At 74.8% G+C, this 17796-nt stretch carries 14 protein-coding genes and 1 pseudogene; 10 read left to right on the top strand and 5 right to left on the bottom strand.

From position 1 onward, the window contains the following. Nucleotides 1-5: 5 nt before the first annotated feature. The 3 genes from ACRYM6_RS01415 to ACRYM6_RS01425 are packed head-to-tail and all read right to left on the bottom strand — an operon-like array spanning nucleotide 6 to nucleotide 3303. Nucleotides 6-1133 carry an alpha/beta hydrolase gene (locus ACRYM6_RS01415; protein WP_432540612.1) on the bottom strand — a complete coding sequence of 376 codons (1128 nt, stop codon included), beginning with the start codon at nucleotides 1131-1133 and terminating at the stop codon, nucleotides 6-8. Then, nucleotides 1130-1999 (bottom strand): tryptophan 2,3-dioxygenase, encoded by an 870-nt coding sequence (gene kynA, locus ACRYM6_RS01420; protein ID WP_432540613.1) that lies wholly within the window; start codon nucleotides 1997-1999, stop codon nucleotides 1130-1132. The genes ACRYM6_RS01415 and kynA overlap by 4 nt, the downstream gene beginning before the upstream one ends. Then, nucleotides 1996-3303 carry a kynureninase gene (locus ACRYM6_RS01425; RefSeq protein ID WP_432540614.1) on the bottom strand — a complete coding sequence of 436 codons (1308 nt, stop codon included), beginning with the start codon at nucleotides 3301-3303 and terminating at the stop codon, nucleotides 1996-1998. Before ACRYM6_RS01425 ends, kynA begins: the two co-directional genes overlap by 4 nt. A 111-nt stretch (nucleotides 3304-3414) precedes the next feature. Between ACRYM6_RS01425 and ACRYM6_RS01430 the strand changes: the two genes are divergently transcribed. Both ACRYM6_RS01430 and arc read left to right on the top strand, forming a co-directional pair. Then, nucleotides 3415-5721: a diguanylate cyclase domain-containing protein gene (locus tag ACRYM6_RS01430; protein WP_432540615.1), complete on the top strand. Its 2307-nt coding sequence runs from the start codon at nucleotides 3415-3417 to the stop codon at nucleotides 5719-5721. A 176-nt stretch (nucleotides 5722-5897) separates the two neighbouring features. Continuing rightward, a pseudogene (gene arc / locus ACRYM6_RS01435) lies at nucleotides 5898-7538 on the top strand (proteasome ATPase); the annotation flags it as partial. On the opposite strand, the gene ACRYM6_RS01440 reads toward arc, so the two are convergent. Together ACRYM6_RS01440 and ACRYM6_RS01445 are read right to left on the bottom strand one after the other, a co-directional pair. Further along, nucleotides 7535-8626: an acyltransferase family protein gene (locus ACRYM6_RS01440; RefSeq protein WP_432540616.1), complete on the bottom strand. Its 1092-nt coding sequence runs from the start codon at nucleotides 8624-8626 to the stop codon at nucleotides 7535-7537. The pseudogene arc and the gene ACRYM6_RS01440 overlap by 4 nt on opposite strands. A 42-nt stretch (nucleotides 8627-8668) precedes the next feature. Continuing rightward, on the bottom strand, nucleotides 8669-9217 hold the full coding sequence (locus tag ACRYM6_RS01445) for an NUDIX domain-containing protein (RefSeq protein ID WP_432540617.1): 549 nt from the start codon (nucleotides 9215-9217) through the stop codon (nucleotides 8669-8671). Between the two features lie 112 nt (nucleotides 9218-9329). On the opposite strand from ACRYM6_RS01445, the gene ACRYM6_RS01450 reads away from it, so the two are divergent. From ACRYM6_RS01450 to pafA, 8 genes are all read left to right on the top strand, one after another. Next, on the top strand, nucleotides 9330-10736 hold the full coding sequence (locus ACRYM6_RS01450) for an efflux RND transporter periplasmic adaptor subunit (RefSeq protein ID WP_432540618.1): 1407 nt from the start codon (nucleotides 9330-9332) through the stop codon (nucleotides 10734-10736). Nucleotides 10737-10768: 32 nt separating this feature from the next. After that, on the top strand, nucleotides 10769-11476 hold the full coding sequence (locus ACRYM6_RS01455) for an ABC transporter ATP-binding protein (protein WP_432540776.1): 708 nt from the start codon (nucleotides 10769-10771) through the stop codon (nucleotides 11474-11476). Continuing rightward, a complete protein-coding gene (locus ACRYM6_RS01460; RefSeq protein ID WP_432540619.1) occupies nucleotides 11473-12669 on the top strand; it encodes an ABC transporter permease in 1197 nt (398 codons plus the stop codon). The genes ACRYM6_RS01455 and ACRYM6_RS01460 overlap by 4 nt, the downstream gene beginning before the upstream one ends. A gap of 19 nt (nucleotides 12670-12688) precedes the next feature. Continuing rightward, nucleotides 12689-14290: a depupylase/deamidase Dop gene (gene dop / locus ACRYM6_RS01465; RefSeq protein WP_432540621.1), complete on the top strand. Its 1602-nt coding sequence runs from the start codon at nucleotides 12689-12691 to the stop codon at nucleotides 14288-14290. A 138-nt stretch (nucleotides 14291-14428) separates the two neighbouring features. Further along, nucleotides 14429-14620, top strand: a complete 192-nt coding sequence (locus tag ACRYM6_RS01470; RefSeq protein ID WP_432540622.1) for a ubiquitin-like protein Pup — start codon at nucleotides 14429-14431, stop codon at nucleotides 14618-14620. Nucleotides 14621-14695: 75 nt separating this feature from the next. Then, entirely contained in the window at nucleotides 14696-15571 is an 876-nt protein-coding gene (gene prcB / locus ACRYM6_RS01475) for a proteasome subunit beta (RefSeq protein ID WP_432540624.1), read from the top strand. A gap of 3 nt (nucleotides 15572-15574) precedes the next feature. Continuing rightward, nucleotides 15575-16312: a proteasome subunit alpha gene (gene prcA / locus ACRYM6_RS01480; protein ID WP_432540625.1), complete on the top strand. Its 738-nt coding sequence runs from the start codon at nucleotides 15575-15577 to the stop codon at nucleotides 16310-16312. A gap of 51 nt (nucleotides 16313-16363) precedes the next feature. Further along, complete coding sequence (pafA, locus tag ACRYM6_RS01485; protein WP_432540626.1) at nucleotides 16364-17725, top strand: Pup--protein ligase; 1362 nt, start codon at nucleotides 16364-16366, stop codon at nucleotides 17723-17725. Nucleotides 17726-17796 lie beyond the last annotated feature (71 nt).

Genomic DNA, 17796 nt, shown 5'->3' on the forward strand with positions numbered 1-17796 from the left:
GCCGGTCAGGGCTGCACGTCCACCAGCGGGTCCGCGGGCGGGGCCGCGCGCACGCGGTCGAGCAGGTCCACGACGCGGGCCCACACCGGCGCGGCCGGGTCGATGACGGAGAAGTGGTCGCCGTCGTCCTCCACGACGCGCACGTCGTCGCCGGCGGCGGCGGCCGCGTCGGCGAAGCGGCGGGAGGCGTCGAGCAGGTCGGGGTCGTCGCCGCGGCAGCAGACCACGGCCAGCGGCAGCCCCACGGGCAGCCGCGACATCGGCGACGCGGCGGCGTACACCTCCGGGATCAGCTGGGGCGGGCCGCCCAGGGCGGCGGCGACGGCGTGCTCGGACAGGCCGCGCGCGTGGATGCTGTGCAGGTCCAGGCAGCCGGCGAGGGAGACGGTCAGCGCCGGGCGCAGCTCGCTGGAGGCGCGGTCGGCGGCCAGCCGGGTGACCAGCTGCCCGCCGGCGGAGTGCCCCAGGGTGACGACGCGGGTCAGGTCCAGCGGGGCCGGGGCCGAGTGCAGGACACCGAACCCGGCGTCGACGTCGGCGGTGGTGGCGTCCCAGCCGTGCAGGTCGGGGCGGCGGTACTCCAGGTTCCAGGTCGCGAACCCGCGCGCGGTGAGGTCGGCGGCGACGGCGTGCATGAGGTCGTTCTCCCACCGCGAGCGCCAGTAGCCGCCGTGGACGAGGACGGCGACGGGGAACGGGCCGGGGCCGTGGTCGGCGGGGTCGGGGGTGCGCAGGTGGGCGTACTGGTCGGGGTGCGGGCCGTAGGGGACGCGGCGGGCGGGGGCGGTGCGCTCGTGGACCCAGTCGTCGACGGCGAAGCGCAGGCCGGCGGTGCCGCGCCAGCGCACGTGGCGGCGGACGCGGGTGGAGCGGTCGACGTCGCGGGCGTCGAGGTCGACGCGCACGACGGTGGCCTCGATGCCGGCGAGGAGGTCGTCGACGGGGGTGTCGTCGCCGGTGACGAGCAGGAACTCGCCGTCGGCGGCGGTCGCCTCGGCGCGCAGGTGCTCGTGGGAGGTGGTCAGGACGAGGCGGCCGGGGACGCGGTGGGCGGCCAGGGCGGCCGCGAAGGTGTCGCGCGCGGTGCGGGAGCCGGTCAGGACGCCGGGGGCGGCCAGGGCCAGCAGGTTCACGCGCCGATCTCCGTGCGGACGGCGTACAGCTCGGGGAAGAAGGTGAGGTCCAGGGCGCGGGCGAGGAAGTCGACGCCGGTGGAGCCGCCGGTGCCGCGCTTGAAGCCGATGGTGCGCTCGACGGTCTTCAGGTGCCGGAACCGCCAGAGCTGGAAGTTGTCCTCGAGGTCGACGAGCTCCTCGCAGGCCTCGTACTCGGTCCAGAACTCGTTCGCGTTCTCGTAGATGCGGGTCAGGACGGGCACCAGGGCGGGGGTGTGGACGTGGGCCTTCGTGACGTCGCGCTCGAGGACCTCGGCGGGGACGGCGTGGCCGCGGCGGGCCAGGAAGCGCAGGAACTGGTCGTAGAGGCTGGGGGCCTGCAGCAGCTCGGCCAGTTCGGCGTGGCGGGGGGCGTCGTGGGCGAAGACGTCCAGCATCTTCGCGTTCTTGTTGCCCAGGACGAACTCCACGGCGCGGTACTGGTGGGACTGGAAGCCGGAGGAGTTGGCCAGGAAGCCGCGGAACTGGGCGTACTCGGTGGGGGTGAGGGTGGCCAGCACCGACCACTGCTCGGTGAGGGTGCGCTGGACGTGCTTGACGCGGGCGATGTTCTTCAGGGCGGTCTTGAGGTCGTCGGCGGCGATGGCGGTGACCGCCGAGCGCAGTTCGTGCAGGACGAGCTTGAGCCACAGCTCGGAGGTCTGGTGCTGGATGATGAACAGCATCTCGTCGTGGTGCTCGGGGACGCTGAGCGGGTGCTGGGCGGTCAGGACCTGGTCCAGGTGCAGGTAGGTGCCGTAGGACATCTCGCGGGTGAAGTCGGTGACGACGCCGGACTCGACCTCGCGGGTGTTGGCGCCGGTGGGGTCCGCGGCCGGGCTCATCGGGCCTCCTCCACGACCCGCTGCAGGGCGAGGACCCCGGTCAGGACCTCGGTGAAGCTGGTGGACAGCGGGGCCAGGCCCAGCCGGATGCCGTCGGGGGCGCGGAAGTCGGGGACGACGCCCCGCTGCCACAGCGCCGCGGTCGCCCGGCGGGCGTCCAGCCCGCTGGTGCCCTCGCGCAGGGTCAGGTGCCCACCGCGCGCGGCGGCCTCGCGGGGGGTGGCGACCTGCACGCCGTGGGGGACGAGCAGCGCGTCGGCCAGTTCCAGGGCGTGACCGGTGAGCAGGACGGACTTGCGCCGGACGGCGTCGATGCCGGCGCGCCGGAGCTGCTCGAGCCCGACGCGCACCGGGACCATCGAGACGATGGGCGGGGTGCCGGAGATCAGCTGCCGGACCCCGGGGTCGGGCTGGTAGCCGCGGCCCATGGCGAACGGGTCGGCGTGACCCATCCAGCCCTGCACCGGCTGGCGCAGCGCCCCGCCGTGACGGCCCTGGTGGCGGTGGGCGAGGTAGGCGAAGGCGGGGGCGCCGGGACCGCCGTTGAGGTACTTGTACGTGCACCCCACCGCCAGGTCCACGCCCCACTCGTCCAGGGCGAGGGGGACGGACCCGACCGAGTGGGACAGGTCCCACAGGACCAGGGCACCGGCGTCGTGGACGGCGGCGGTGATCGCGGCGGCGTCGGCCAGGTGCCCGGAGCGGTAGGCGACGTGGCTGAAGGTGGCCAGCGCGGTGCGGGGCCCGACGGCGGCGCGGACCTGCTCGGCGTCGATCCCGGCGGCGGGGTCGGTCTCGATCCAGCGGATGCGGGTGCCGGTCTCGGCGGCGACGCCCTCGAGGACGAAGCGGTCGGTGGGGAAGTTGTCGGTGTCGGCGACGATCTCGTCGCGGCCCTCGACGCGGGCGGCCAGGGCGGCGCGGACGAGCTTGTAGAACAGGACGGTGGTGGAGTCGGCGACCACGGTCTGCCCGCCGGCGGCGCCGAGGGCGACGCGGCCCAGCAGGTCGCCGAGGTCGGTGGGCCAGTCCATCCAGCCGCCGGCCCCGACCTGCCCGTCCTCGGTCCAGCCCTGGATGAGGCGCCCGCCCCACTCCTGCTCCACGAACCGCTGCACGGCCTCGGGGGTGGCCTTCAGCGGCCGGCCCAGGGAGTTGCCGTCCAGGTAGGCGCTGACGCCGGGGGCGGCCTCGAGCAGGAACTCCCCGCGGTGCGCGGCGAGGGGGTCGGCCGCGTCGAGCTCGGCGGAGCGGGCGGCCAGGTCCGCGACGGTGCGGGAGGTGGCCGGGGGGGTGGCGCTCACTGGGGTCCTCCCGTGGGGGTCGGCGTGGTGGGGTCAGTGTCGCCGATGCCGGGACCGGCCGGGGGGCGGGGTGGCGGCTGGGCCGGACGGGTGACGGGGCTGGACGTGGGGGTGCTGCGTGCCGAGGAACCGGTGGTGACGGTGACGAGTGCTGCGGTGGGGATCGAGCGGACCGGGATCGAGCAGGTGCTGCTCGACGGCGGGCTCCGCAGCGTGTTCCAGCCCATCGTGGACCTGGACTCGGGCGCGGTGGTGGCCTACGAGGCGCTGGTGCGCGGCCCGCAGGGTCCGCTGCACCGCCCCGACGACCTGTTCGCGGCGGCGCGCGCGGCGGGCTGCCTGGCGGAGCTGGACCAGGCGTGCCGGGCGGCGGCGTTCGCCGGTGCCGTGGAGCACGCGGTGGTGGCCCCGCTGACGCTGTTCGTCAACGTGGAGCCGGAGGTGCTGGACTCGGCGCCGCTGAGCCGGCTGCTGGCCCTGGCCGAGGGCGCGCCGGGAGGCCTGCGGGTGGTCGTGGAGATCACCGAGCGGGCCCTGGCGGCGCGGCCGGCGGAGCTGCTGCGGACGGTGGCGCGGATCCGGGAGATCGGCTGGGGCGTCGCGTTGGACGACGTGGGCGCCGACGCCATGTCGCTGGCGTTCATGCCGCTGCTGCGGCCGGACGTGGTGAAGCTGGACCTGCGGCTGGTGCAGGGGCGCCCCGGCGCGGCGGTGGCCCAGATCATGAACGCGGTGAACGCGTACGCGCAGAGCTCGGGCGCGGTGGTGCTGGCCGAGGGCATCGAGGACGAGGGCCACCTGCGCACGGCGCGGGCGCTGGGCGCGCAGCTGGGGCAGGGCTGGTTCTTCGGCCGGCCGGCGGCGCCGCCGCCGCCGGCGGCGGTGACCGGCGAGCTGGTGCTGGCCGCCGCGGCCCCGGTCGTGGACCACGGGCTGACCTCGCCGTTCGCGGCGCTGCCGCCGGGGACGGTGCTGCGGCGCTCGGCCAAGCCGCTGCTCATCGAGGTCAGCAAGCAGCTGGAGCGGGAGGCGCGGCGCCTGGGCGACACGTGCGTGGTCGCCTCGACGTTCCAGGAGGCGCGGCACTTCACGCCCGCGACCCGGTCGCGCTACCGCGACCTGGCCGACGGCGTGGGGTTCGTCGCGGCGGTGGGCGAGGGGCTGCCGGAGTCGCCGCTGCCGGGGGTGCGCGGGGCCACGCTGGCCGCGGGGGACCCGGTGCGCGGGGAGTGGGACGTGGTGGTGCTGTCGCCGCACTTCGCGGCGGCGCTGCTGGCCCGCGACCTCGGTGACGAGGGCCCGGACCGGGAGCGGGAGTTCGAGTACGCCCTGACGTACGACCGGGACGTGGTCGTGGCGGCGATGCACTCGCTGCTGTCGCGGGTGGCGCCGCGGGTGGCGCCGCGGGAGGCGGCGCCGGTGGCCGCGGCCGCCGCGGTGGCGTCCTCGGGACCGGCGCCGGGGGCGGTGGTGCGCCGCGGTGCGGGCCCGGGCGCGGACCTGGACCTGCACCGGTTGCTGCCGCGGGCGCTCGCGGCCACGACCAGCGGGGTGGCGATCGCGGACATGACGCGCCCGGACGCCCCGCTGGTGTACGTCAACGCGGCGTTCGAGCGCCTGTCGGGGCGCAGCGCGTCCGAGGTGCTGGGCCGCAACTGCCGGTTGCTGCAGGGCCCGGACACCGACCCGGCGGTGGTCAACGAGATCCGGTCGGCGATCGCGGCGGGCCGGGAGTGGCGCGGGGTGCTGGTCAACCACCGCGGCCCGCGGCGGGTGCCGTGGTGGAACGAGATCCACCTGGCCCCGGTGTTCGACGAGACGGGCCGGCTGGTGCAGTACGTCGGCGTCCAGCACGACGTGACCGACCGGGTGCGCGCCCAGCAGGAGGCCGAGCGGGAGCGGGCGCGCTCGCGCAGCTACCTGCACCGGATCGAGGAGCTCGCGCACACCGACGCCCTGACGGGCCTGGCCAACCGGCGCGGCGTGGAGCGGTTCGTGGAGGCTGAGCTGCTGCGGGCCCGGGAGACCGGCGAGGCGGTGGCGCTGCTGTTCTGCGACCTCGACGGGTTCAAGGCGGTCAACGACCGGTTCGGTCACGCGGCCGGGGACGAGCTGCTGGGCGTGGTCGCGCAGCGGCTGCGCCGGTCGGTGCGCGAGAGCGACCTGGTGGCCCGCCTCGGCGGGGACGAGTTCGTGGTGGCCCTGACCGGGCTGGACCCGGCGTCGGCGCAGCGGGACGCGGCGCGGGTGGCGCGGGCGCTCGCCGACGCGGTCATCGCGCCGGTCCCGCTGAGCGCGGGCGTCGGCTCGGTGGGCGCCAGCGTCGGGGTGGGGGTGCAGCCCGCGCACGGGGCGACGTTCGCGGAGCTGGTGCGCCACGCCGACCGGGACATGTACCGCATCAAGCGGGGCGCCTGAGCCGGGGCGGGTGGGCGCGGGCGGGCACGGGCGGGCGCGGGTGGGCGTGGCGGCGCGCCGACACGGAACCGCCTCGCGATCCCCGTGCCTCGGGTTAGTGTCGAGTGCACCACCCAGACGGGAGATGCGCCATGACGGAGCCCACACGCCGCTTCGGCGGTGGTGGTGAGCGGGATCCCCGCCACCTCACCGCCCTCGAGGAACAGCTCGGGGCGGCCCGCACCCGACTCGCCCAGGTCAGCGCCCAGAACGACCGGCTGGCCAGCACCCTGCGCGAGGCCCGTGACCAGATCGTCGCCCTGAAGGCGGAGGTGGACCGGCTGGGGCAGCCCCCCGCCCAGTTCGCCACCTTCCTCCAGGTCGGCGACGACGAGGGGACGGCCGACATCGTCTCGGCCGGGCGGCGCATGCGCGTGGCCGTCAGCCCCGCCGTGGACCTGACGGCCCTGCGCCCGGGGCAGGACCTGATGGTCAACGAGGCCATGAACGTGGTCGCCGCGTTCGACTACGAGCGCACCGGTGAGCTGGCGTCGGTGAAGGAGGTCCTGCCCGACGGGCGGGCCCTGGTGCTGGCGCGGGCCGACGAGGAGCGCGTCGTGCGCCTGGCGGGCCCGCTGATGGACGGGCCGCTGCGCGTGGGGGACTCCCTGACGATCGACACGCGGTCGGGCTTCGCCTTCGAGCGGATCCCCAAGGCGGAGGTCGAGGAGCTGGTGCTGGAGGAGGTGCCGGACATCGACTACGAGGACATCGGGGGTCTGGGGCCGCAGATCGAGGCGATCCGGGACGCGGTGGAGCTGCCGTTCCTGCACGCCGACCTGTTCCGCGAGCACGGGCTGCGCCCGCCGAAGGGGATCCTGCTGTACGGCCCCCCCGGGTGCGGCAAGACGCTCATCGCCAAGGCGGTGGCGAACTCGCTGGCCAAGAAGGCCGCCCAGCTGCGCGGCGAGACGCAGGCCAAGAGCTACTTCCTGAACATCAAGGGCCCCGAGCTGCTGAACAAGTACGTCGGGGAGACCGAGCGGCACATCCGGCTGATCTTCGCCCGGGCCCGGGAGAAGGCCAGCGGCGGCACGCCCGTCGTGGTGTTCTTCGACGAGATGGAGTCGCTGTTCCGCACCCGCGGGTCGGGGGTGTCCTCGGACGTGGAGACCACGATCGTCCCGCAGCTGCTGTCCGAGCTGGACGGCGTGGAGCGGCTGGAGAACGTCATCGTCATCGGGGCGTCGAACCGCGAGGACATGATCGACCCGGCGATCCTGCGCCCGGGCCGGCTGGACGTGAAGATCAAGATCGAGCGGCCGGACGCCGAGAGCGCCGGGCAGATCTTCAGCAAGTACCTGACGCCGGACCTGCCGCTGCACGCCGACGACCTGGCCGTCAACGGCGGCAACGCGCGGACGACGGTCGACGCGATGATCCAGGCCACGGTGGAGCGGATGTACACCGAGACCCCGGAGAACGAGTTCCTGGAGGTCACCTACGCCGGCGGGGACAAGGAGGTCCTGTACTACAAGGACTTCAACTCCGGGGCGATGATCCAGAACATCGTGGACCGGGCGAAGAAGATGGCCATCAAGGACCTGCTGACCTCCCAGCAGCGGGGTCTGCGGGTCGACCACCTCATGAGCGCGTGCGTGGACGAGTTCAAGGAGAACGAGGACCTGCCCAACACCACGAACCCGGACGACTGGGCACGGATCTCGGGCAAGAAGGGCGAGCGGATCGTGTTCATCCGCACGCTGATGCAGGGCAAGAAGGGCACCGAGGCGGGCCGGTCGATCGACACGGTCGCCAACACCGGTCAGTACCTCTAGGCCCCCCGCACCCGGTCCGGGGCCCGTCGGGCCCCCGGGACGGTCGCGACCCCCACCGTGGGCCGCACCTCGCGCTGGCGGGGTGCGGCCCACGGTGCGTGCAGCAGCCACGGCACCCGGGCCAGCGGCCCGCGCAGCGGCAGGCACACCGCGAGCGCCGCGGCGACCAGCAGGGCGGGGGCGAGCAGGGACAGCGGGCCACCCGCGGCGGTGCCGGCGGCGGGGGCCAGGGGCAGGACGAGCAGGCCCAGGACGATCTCGTGGGTGACGTAGACGGGCAGGGTGCGCCGCCCGACGTGCGCCAGGGCGCGGCCGGCGCGGGTGGGGGCGAGGCGGACGGCGACGGCGCAGCCGGCGAGGACGGCGGCGGCACCGACGAGGAGGCGGACGCCGGGGACCTGCGTCAGGCCCAGGGCGGTGGTGGCCAGGGCCAGGAGCCCGGTGGCGGCGGCCAGGGCGGTGACGGCCAGGGGGCCGGGGACGCGGGTGGCCACGCGCAGGGCGGGGCCGTGCAGGCGCAGGCCGGCGGCGAAGAAGACGAAGAGGGTGAGCAGGTCGCTCCACACGAAGCTGTACCGGACGAGCTGGCCGGGGCCGAGGGCGGCGGCCAGGGCGGCGGCGGCGGGCAGCAGGACGGCGGTGGGGACGGCCCGGGTGAGGCGGCCCAGCGGGAGGTAGAGGGCGAGGGCGAGCAGGTACCAGGCGCCGTTGTCGGGCAGCAGGAGGGTCTGGTCGAGCCAGCCGCGGGGGCCGGGCGGCACGTCGTCGCGGGCGTAGGGCAGGAGGGTGAAGGCGGCGAAGGCGGCGCTGGCCCACAGGAGGTAGACCCACAGGTCGTTGGTGGTGCGCCGGCGCAGCAGGTCGGGCCAGGGCCGGTGGACGGCGCGGACGGCGAGGAGGCCGGAGAGGAAGAAGAACAGGGGCATCCGCAGCAGGCGGAGGGTCTCGTTGGCGGCGGTCCAGGCGGGGTGGCCGAGCCCCTCGGCAGTGGTGAACAGCACGGCGTGGTGGGTGATGACCAGGACGATGGCCGCACCGCGGGCGGTGTCGACCCAGGGCAGGCGGGGACTGGGCGTGCTGCTGGTCACGGGTCTCCCGGGTGGTCGGACCCGTGGCGGGTCACGGCGCGATCACGAGCGGGCCGGATCCTTCCACCATTCGGCCCAGTGGGCCAGCAGTGCGCGGGTGTCGGGGACGAAGGGCCAGGTGGGGTCGGCGAGCCGGGCGCGCAGGGTCGCGGGGTCCTCCCACCAGCCGGCGGCGACCTCGCTGGGCTGCAGGGTCAGGGGGGTGCCGTCCCAGCGGGCCTCGTAGACGTGGGCGAGGAAGTGGGTGGTGTCGTCGCGGTACCACCGCACCAGGACGGGGGTCAGGTCGGCGTCGACCCCGAGCTCCTCGCGCAGCTCGCGGTGGGCGGCGGCCAGGGGGTCCTCCCCGGCGGCGACGACGCCACCGGCGAGGCAGTCGTGGGCGCCGGGGTTGAGGTCCTTGGTGGTGGTGCGGCGGTGGACGTGGACGCGGCCGTGCGCGTCGCGCAGGAGGACGCCGGTGGCGGCGTGGGGGAGGTTGAGCGCGCGGACGCGGTCGCGGGGGGCGGTGCCGGTGACGCGGCCGGCGGGGTCGGCGGGGTCGTACAGGGCGACGGCTTCGGAGCCGGTCCGGGGGCTGGTCTCGCTCACCCCGGAGAGGGTAGGTGCGCTGTGACGGGTGCGACGTGAGGGGGAGGAGCGGGGTGCGCGGGCCCGCCCTGGGGAGGATCCGCGCGTCGGGGGCAGGCCCTAGGGTGACCGGGTGCCCGCCCTGCTGAGCGTCCCCGGTCCCCCGTCCCGACCGTTGCGGCTGGTGTGCGCCGCCGCCGGGGTGGCGGGGGCCCTGGTGCTGGCGGGCTGCGGCGGGGACGAGGACGAGGCCCGGATCGGGCTGGGGACGGTCGGGCGCGGGGACGTGCGGCAGGTGGTGGACGCGGCCGGGCAGGTGCAGCCGCGGAACTCGGCGGTGCTCAAGGCCCCGGCCACCGGCACGGTCGCGACGCTGGCGGTCGTGGACGGCCAGGAGGTGCAGGCCGGCCAGGTGCTGATGACGATCGAGTCCCCCCAGGCGGTGCAGGCGCTGGAGCAGGCCGAGGCGGCGGACGCGGAGGCGGCCCGGTCGGGGACGGGCTCGTCCTCGGCGCGCTCGTCCTCGCAGGTGGCGGCGCAGCAGCGCCGGGCCGAGCGGGACGCCCAGGCGCGGTTCGCCGAGGCCGAGACCCAGGCCCAGGCGATCGCGGACCCGGCGGCGAGGGCCGCGGCGCTGGCGGCGGTGCAGTCCTCGCGCACGCAGTACCAGTTGCTGGCCTCGCAGACGCAGGCGCTGGTGGACCAGGTGAACTCGGGCCTGGGGAACCTGGACGCGGCGGTGGAGTCGCTGGGCGCGGCGCAGCGGGTGCAGACCCGGGCGGCGGTGGCGGCGGCGCGGGCGACGGTGGACGCCCTGACGGTGGTGGCACCCATCTCCGGACGGGTGTCCCTGGGGTCCAGCGGCGGCGGCGGGGGGTCGGGGCTGCCGGCGGGCGCCGAGCAGCTGCTGGCCGGCAGCGGCGTCTCGCTGCCGCAGGCGGCCGGGGCGGGCGACTCCGGGGCCGCGGGGGCGCCGGTGCTGGCGCAGGGCGCGGCGGTCGCGCAGGGCGCGACGCTGGTCTCCGTGATCGACGCCTCGACGCTGACGCTGAGCGCGGACGTGGACGAGACGGACGTGCTGCTCGTGCAGCCGGGCGTGGTGGCGGACGTGGCGGTCGACGCGGTCGAGGGGGCGCGGTACCGGGGGACGGTCACCAGCGTGGACCCGACGGCGAAGTCGGGCACCGGTGGGGCGGTCACGTACACGGTGCGGTTGAGCTACGACGGCGGGACCGGCCCGGACGGGCAGGCCGCGGTGACGCCGCTGCCGGGCATGAGCGCGACGGTGTCGCTGGTGGTGCGCAGCGTGACGGGCGTGGTGGAGGTGCCGGCGTCGGCGATCGTGCGGGCCGGCTCGGCGAACGGGTCGGCGGACTCGGACTCGGTGTGGGTGGTGCGCTCGGGCCAGGCCCAGCGGCAGGACGTGACGGTGGGGGTGCGCGGGGACGCGGACGTGGAGGTCACGGCCGGGCTGAGCGGTGGCGAGCGGATCGTCGTCGAGGGCGCGGCCGACGTGTCGCAGGGGCAGCAGGTCTCGTGACGTCGCGCACTGCGCACGCGGCCGAGGGGTCGGTGCCGGGCCCGGGTGCGCCCGCGGCGATCGAGGCGGTGGACGTGCGGCGGTCGTACTCGTTCGGGGACACGACGGTCGACGCCCTGCGGGGGGTCAGCTTCACGGTCACCGAGGGGGAGTACGCCGCGATCGTGGGCCCGAGCGGTTCGGGCAAGTCGACCCTCATGCACCTGCTGGGGTGCCTGGACCGCCCGACGTCGGGGGTCCTGCGGGTGGGGGGCCGGGACGTGGCGGAGCTGTCGGACGCCGAGCTGGCGGACCTGCGCAACCGCGAGATCGGGTTCGTCTTCCAGGCCTTCCAGCTGCTGCCGCGCTCGAGCGCGGTGGAGAACGTGGCGCTGCCGCTGCTGTACCGGGGGGTGAAGGCCGGTGAGCGCCGGGAGCTGGCGGCCGAGGCGCTGCGGGCGGTGAACCTGGGGCACCGGCTGACGCACCGGCCGACGCAGATGTCCGGCGGCGAGCAGCAGCGGGTGGCGATCGCGCGGGCCCTGGTGGGGCGACCACGGATCCTGCTGGCCGACGAGCCGACGGGGAACCTGGACTCGCGCAACGGCGCGGAGGTCATGCGCATCCTGGAGGAGCTGAACTCCGCGCGGGGGGTGGCGGTGGTGCTGGTCACCCACGACGACGAGGTCGCCGGGCGCGCCCGCCGGCAGGTGCGGGTCCGCGACGGGCTCGTGGAGCAGGACACGGCGGTGGCGCCGTGAAGGGCTGGGAGGCGTTCCGCGTCGCGCTCGACGCGTTGCGCGGCAACCGGTTGCGCAGCCTGCTGACGATGCTGGGCATCATCATCGGGATCGCGGCGGTCATCGTGGTCGTCTCGATCGGGTCCGGCGCGCGCCAGCAGATCGAGCAGCAGGTCGAGGGGCTGGGGTCGAACCTCATCCTGGTGGTGCCGGGGCAGTTCGACACGAACAACCTCGGCGGCAGCGGCCCGGCGAGGTCCACGATGCAGCTCGACGACGGCGACGTCCTGGCCGACGTGGTGGGTGACCCGCGCGCGGTGACGGCGCGCATCGGCACCGGGGCGGAGGTGCGGGCCGGGACGCGGGAGCAGTTCACGACCGTGCAGGGCGCGGACCAGAACCTGCCGCGGGTGCTGACCCGGCCGGTGGCGCAGGGGCAGTACTTCACCTCCGTCGACGTCGACGCCCGCCGCCGGGTGGCGGTGCTGGGGTCGGCCACGGCGCGGGTGCTGTTCCCGGGCACCGACCCGGTGGGGCGCCAGGTCACGATCGCCGGGACGCGCTTCGACGTCATCGGGGTGCTGGCCGAGCAGGGCGAGAGCTTCGGGGTCTCGCAGGACAACGAGATCCACGTGCCGATCACGACGGCGCAGCGGTTGTTCTCCATCGACCGGGTCGACGCGTTCGCGGTGAAGGCGCCGTCGGCGTCGTCGGTCGAGGAGCTGTCGGAGCGGTTGTGGCGGGCGATGAAGGCGCAGTACCCCGACCAGACGTTCTCGGCGGTGACGCAGACGCAGATCCTGGGGGTGGTGGGGCAGATCCTGGGGCTGCTGACGGCGGTGCTGGCCGCGATCGCCGGGATCTCGCTGGTCGTCGGCGGGGTGGGGGTCTCCAACATCATGCTGGTCTCGGTGCGGGAGCGGACCCGGGAGATCGGGCTGCGCAAGGCGCTGGGGGCCCGGCAGCGGGACGTGCTGGTGCAGTTCCTCGTCGAGGCGGTGCTGCTCACCAGCGTGGGGGGCGTCCTCGGGATCGCGATCGGGGTCGCGGGGTCGGTGGCGGTGGACCGGCTCTCGCCGCTGCCGGCCGCGATCGAGTGGTGGAGCCCGGTGGTGGCGTTCGTGGTGTCGGCCGCGGTGGGCATCTTCTTCGGGGTGTTCCCGGCCCGGCGGGCCGGGCGGCTGGACCCGGTCGTCGCGCTGCGCAGCGAGTGAGGTCATCTAGGGTCGAGGCGTGAGCGTGCGCAGAGTCGTCGGGATCGAGACCGAGTACGGCATCTCGGTGCCGGGGGACCCGGGCGCGAACCCGATGCTGCTGTCGGCCCAGGTCGTCAACGCGTACGCCTCGGCGGCCACCGGCTCGCGGCCGCGGTGGGACTACGAGGACGAGGCGCCGCTGCGCGACGCGCGCGGCTTCGAGGTGGAGCGGGCCGCGGCGCACCCCTCGCAGCTGACCGACGAGCCGGGCCGGTCGGCGGGCGGCACCGCGGCGCGGTCGCGGCGGGCGGCGCCGAACGCCTCGGACGTGGTGAGCGCCGAGACCGAGGACCCCACGATGGCCAACGTCATCCTCACCAACGGGGCCCGCTTCTACGTCGACCACGCCCACCCGGAGTACTCCTCCCCGGAGGTGCTGACCCCGCGCGACGCGGTGCGCTGGGACCGGGCCGGGGAGCTGATCCTGCTGGAGTCGCTGCGCCGGGTCGCGGCCTCCCCGGGGCTGGCGCCGGTGACGATCTACAAGAACAACACCGACGGCAAGGGCGCCTCGTACGGCACCCACGAGAACTACCTGATGGACCGGGCCACGCCCTTCGGCGACGTGGTGCGCCACCTCACCCCCTTCTTCGTGTCCCGCCAGGTGTTCACCGGCGCCGGGCGCGTCGGGCTGGGGCAGGACTCGCGGCGGGCCGGCTTCCAGGTCAGCCAGCGCGCCGACTTCTTCGAGGTGGAGGTGGGGCTGGAGACGACGATGAAGCGGCCCATCATCAACACCCGCGACGAGCCGCACGCGACGGTCGAGAAGTACCGCCGGCTGCACGTCATCGTGGGCGACGCCACGATGTGCGAGGTCGCGACGCTGCTGAAGGTCGGCACCACCAGCCTGGTCCTGTCGATGCTGGAGGCGGGGTACCTGCCGGGCAGCCCCGCGGGGGACCTGCTGATGGCCGAGCCGGTGCGGGCCCTGCACGAGGTGTCGCACGACCCGGGGCTGCGCCAGCTGGTCCGGCTGCGCGACGGGCGCCGGCTGACGGCGGTGCAGGTGCAGTGGGCGTACCTGGAGGCGGCCCGCGCGTTCGTCGCCGACCGCTTCGGCGCCGACGTCGACGCCGACACCGCCGAGGTCCTGACCCGCTGGGAGCAGGTCCTGACGAAGCTGGAGACCGACGTGTTCTCCGCCGCCCGGGAGGTCGACTGGGTCGCCAAGCTGCGGCTGCTGGAGGGGTACCGCTCCCGCGACGGCCTGGCCTGGGACCACGCCCGCCTGCAGGCGGTGGACCTGCAGTGGTCGGACGTGCGGCCCGAGAAGGGCCTGTACCTCAAGCTCGCCGAGCGCGGGCAGGTGGAGCGGCTGCTGACCGACGCCGAGGTCCGGCACGCCGTGGAGCACCCCCCGACCGACACCCGCGCCTACTTCCGGGGCGAGTGCCTGGCCCGGTACGGCTCGCGGGTCGCGGCCGCCAGCTGGGACTCGGTGATCTTCGACGTCGCCGGGCGCGGCGCGCTGCAGCGGGTGCCGACGCTGGAGCCGCTGCGCGGCACGAAGGAGCACGTGGGGGCGCTGCTGGACCGCTGCGCGACGGCCGAGGACCTCGTCGCGGCCCTCACCGGCTGACCGCCCCCGCGCGGGCCGGCGGCGGGCGGGCGGGTGAGGTGCGCCGCACACCCGGCGGGGGCGGGGTGTGCGGGGTTAGTGTCGTCCCGGAAGCGGGCCCGCGTGGTCCGGTGCGCGAGACGTCAGGGGGAGCCAGCCATGCCTGGACAGGAGCAGCAGCGCCCGAGCCGCCGCGAGGACGAGGTCGAGGAGTCCCCGGCCGTCCCCGCGCAGGCGAAGGCCAACGAGTCCGACGCCGACGTCGACGCCCTGCTCGACGAGATCGACGAGGTCCTGGAGTCCAACTCCGAGGAGTTCGTCCGCGGCTTCGTCCAGAAGGGCGGCCAGTAGCCCCGCCGCGGGCGCCCCGCGGCGCCGCCGGTCCGGTCCCGGCGCGGGCCCGGACCGGCGGGTAGGGTCGCTGGGGTGAACCACACCAGCGATCAGTCGGGACGGTTGCCGGCCGCCTTCCTGCGGCCCGGTTCCTCGTCCTTCACCGACTTCGTGCGCGAGTACTCACCCGACCTGCTGCCCGCGGCGCGGTCGGTGCCGGCCTCGGGGGCGGTGCCCGCCGGGGGCCCCGGGAACGGGGAGGCGCCGCACGCCACGACGATCGTGGCGCTGGTGTTCGCCGACGGCGTCGTCATGGCCGGTGACCGCCGCGCCACCGCCGGGCCGATGATCGCCCAGCGCGACATCAAGAAGGTCTTCCAGACCGACGAGCACTCCTGCGCCGGGATCGCCGGCGTCGCCGGGCTCGCCGTGGAGATGATCCGCCTGTTCCAGGTGGAGCTGGAGCACTTCGAGAAGCTCGAGGGGACGCTGATGTCCTTCGAGGGCAAGGCGAACCGCCTCTCCACCATGATCCGCGGCAACCTGGGCCTGGCCATGCAGGGCCTGGCCGTCGTGCCGCTGTTCGCCGGGTACGACCTCGACGCCGGCCGCGGCCGCATCGTCGGCTACGACGTCACCGGCGGCCGCTCGGAGGAGCGGGACCACCACACCGTGGGGTCCGGCTCGATCTTCGCCCGCGGCGCGCTGAAGAAGCTGTACCGGCCCGGCATGGACGAGGCCGGGACCGTCCGCGTCGCGATCGAGGCGCTGTGGGACGCCGCCGACGACGACTCCGCGACCGGGGGGCCGGACCTGCTGCGCAAGATCTGGCCCGTCGTGGGCGTCGTCACCGCCGCCGGGTTCCGCCAGGTCCCCGACGCCGAGCTCGAACCCGTCGTGGAGGCCGTCGTGGCCGGCCGGCGGGGCAACCCCGGGGGCAACCCCGGCATCACCGGTCAGGAGGCCTGAGCCGTGAGCGTGCCGTTCTACGTGTCGCCCGAGCAGTTGATGAAGGACAAGGCCGACTACGCGCGCAAGGGCATCGCCCGCGGCCGCGCCGTCGTCGTCGTGGCCTTCGCCGACGGGATCGTCTTCGCCTCCGAGAACGCCTCCCGGGCGCTGCACAAGATCTCCGAGATCTACGACCGCGTCGCCTTCGCCGCCGTCGGCAAGTACAACGAGTTCGAGAACCTGCGCGTGGCCGGGGTCCGGTACGCCGACGTGCGCGGCTACTCCTACGACCGGTCCGACGTCACCGCCCGCGGCCTGGCCAACGCCTACGCCCAGACCCTGGGGGCCATCTTCACCACCGAGTCCAAGCCGTACGAGGTGGAGATCGTCGTCGCCGAGGTGGGGCGCACCCCCGAGACCGACCAGATCTACCGCCTCACCTACGACGGGTCCGTCGCCGACGAGCACGGGTTCGTCGCGATGGGCGGCTCGGCCGAGCAGATCGGGGCCAGGCTCGCCGAGCGCTGGCACGCCGGGCTGTCCCTGGCCGACGCGCTGACGCTGGCCGTGGAGGCCCTGGGCTCCGACGCCGCCGCCGAGGCCGCCGGGTCCGGGCCGCGGCCCATCGCCGCCGACCACCTCGAGGTCGCCGTCCTGGACCGCACCCGCGACCGGCGCACGTTCCGCCGCCTGACCGGCCCGACGCTGTCGGGGCTGCTCACCGGCCCCGCTCCCCGGGAGGTCACCGCGGGGGAGTGACCCACCGCGTTCCACAGCGCCGCAGGGCGCCCGAGTGCCTAAGGTGGAGAAATGGATCGCCGGATCTTCGGGCTGGAAACCGAGTTCGGCGTCACCTGCGCCTTCGAGGGACAGCGCAAGCTGTCCCCGGACGAGGTGGCCCGGTACTTGTTCCGCAAGGTCGTGTCGTGGGGCCGTTCGAGCAACGTGTTCCTCAAGAACGGGGCCCGTCTGTACCTGGACGTGGGCTCGCACCCCGAGTACGCCTCGCCCGAGTGCGACGACGTGCGCCAGCTCGTCGTGCACGACCGCGCCGGTGAACGCACCCTCGAGGGGCTGCTGGTCGACGCCGAGCGCCGGCTGGAGGACGAGGGCATCGCCGGGGAGGTGTTCCTGTTCAAGAACAACACCGACTCGGCGGGCAACTCCTACGGCTGCCACGAGAACTACCTGGTGTCCCGGCACGGGGAGTTCGGGCGGCTGTCCGACGTCCTCATCCCCTTCCTGGTCTCCCGCCAGCTCATCGTGGGGGCGGGCAAGGTCGTGCAGACCCCCCGGGGGGCGGTGTACTCGCTGTCCCAGCGCGCCGACCACATCTGGGAGGGCGTCTCCAGCGCGACGACCCGCAGCCGGCCCATCATCAACACCCGCGACGAGCCGCACGCCGACGCCGAGCGGTACCGGCGCCTGCACGTCATCGTGGGCGACTCGAACATGTCCGAGACCACGACGATGCTGAAGCTGGGCGCCACCGACCTCGTCCTGCGGATGGTCGAGGAGGGCGTGGTCCTGCGCGAGATGACGATGGAGAACCCGATCCGGGCGATCCGGGAGATCTCCCACGACCTCACCGGCCGCAAGCCGGTGCGCCTGGCCAACGGCCGGGAGGCCAGCGCGCTGGAGATCCAGGGCGAGTACCTGGAGAAGGCGAAGGAGTTCGTGGAGCACCGCGGGCTGCAGACCCCCACGATCAAGCGGGTGCTGGACCTGTGGGAGCGGGCCCTGCGGGCGGTGGAGACGCAGGACTTCTCCCTGGTGGACCGCGAGGTCGACTGGGTCATCAAGAAGAAGCTGCTGGACCGGTACATGGCCAAGCACGACCTGCCGCTGACGTCGGCGCGCATCGCCCGCCTGGACCTGGCCTACCACGACATCCACCGGCGGCGGGGGCTGCACTACCTGCTCGCCGAGCGGGGCATGGCCGAGCGGGTCTGCTCCGACATCGAGGTCTTCGAGGCGCTGAGCGTGCCGCCGCAGACGACGCGGGCCAAGCTGCGGGGCGACTTCGTGCGCGCCGCGCAGGAGAAGCGCCGCGACTTCACCGTCGACTGGGTGCACCTGAAGCTGAACGACCAGGCGCAGCGGACGGTCCTGTGCAAGGACCCGTTCAAGGCCGTCGACGACAGGGTGGAACGGCTCATCGACAGCATGTGAGGGATGGTCGGCGGGCGCACGGGGTCCGCGGTTAGGGTGGTGCAGTTCGCCCCGACCGATGAGTGAGGACC

Origin of the sequence: Kineococcus rugosus, from assembly GCF_050871975.1 — a bacterium.
Classification (GTDB): Bacteria; Actinomycetota; Actinomycetes; order Actinomycetales; family Kineococcaceae; genus Kineococcus.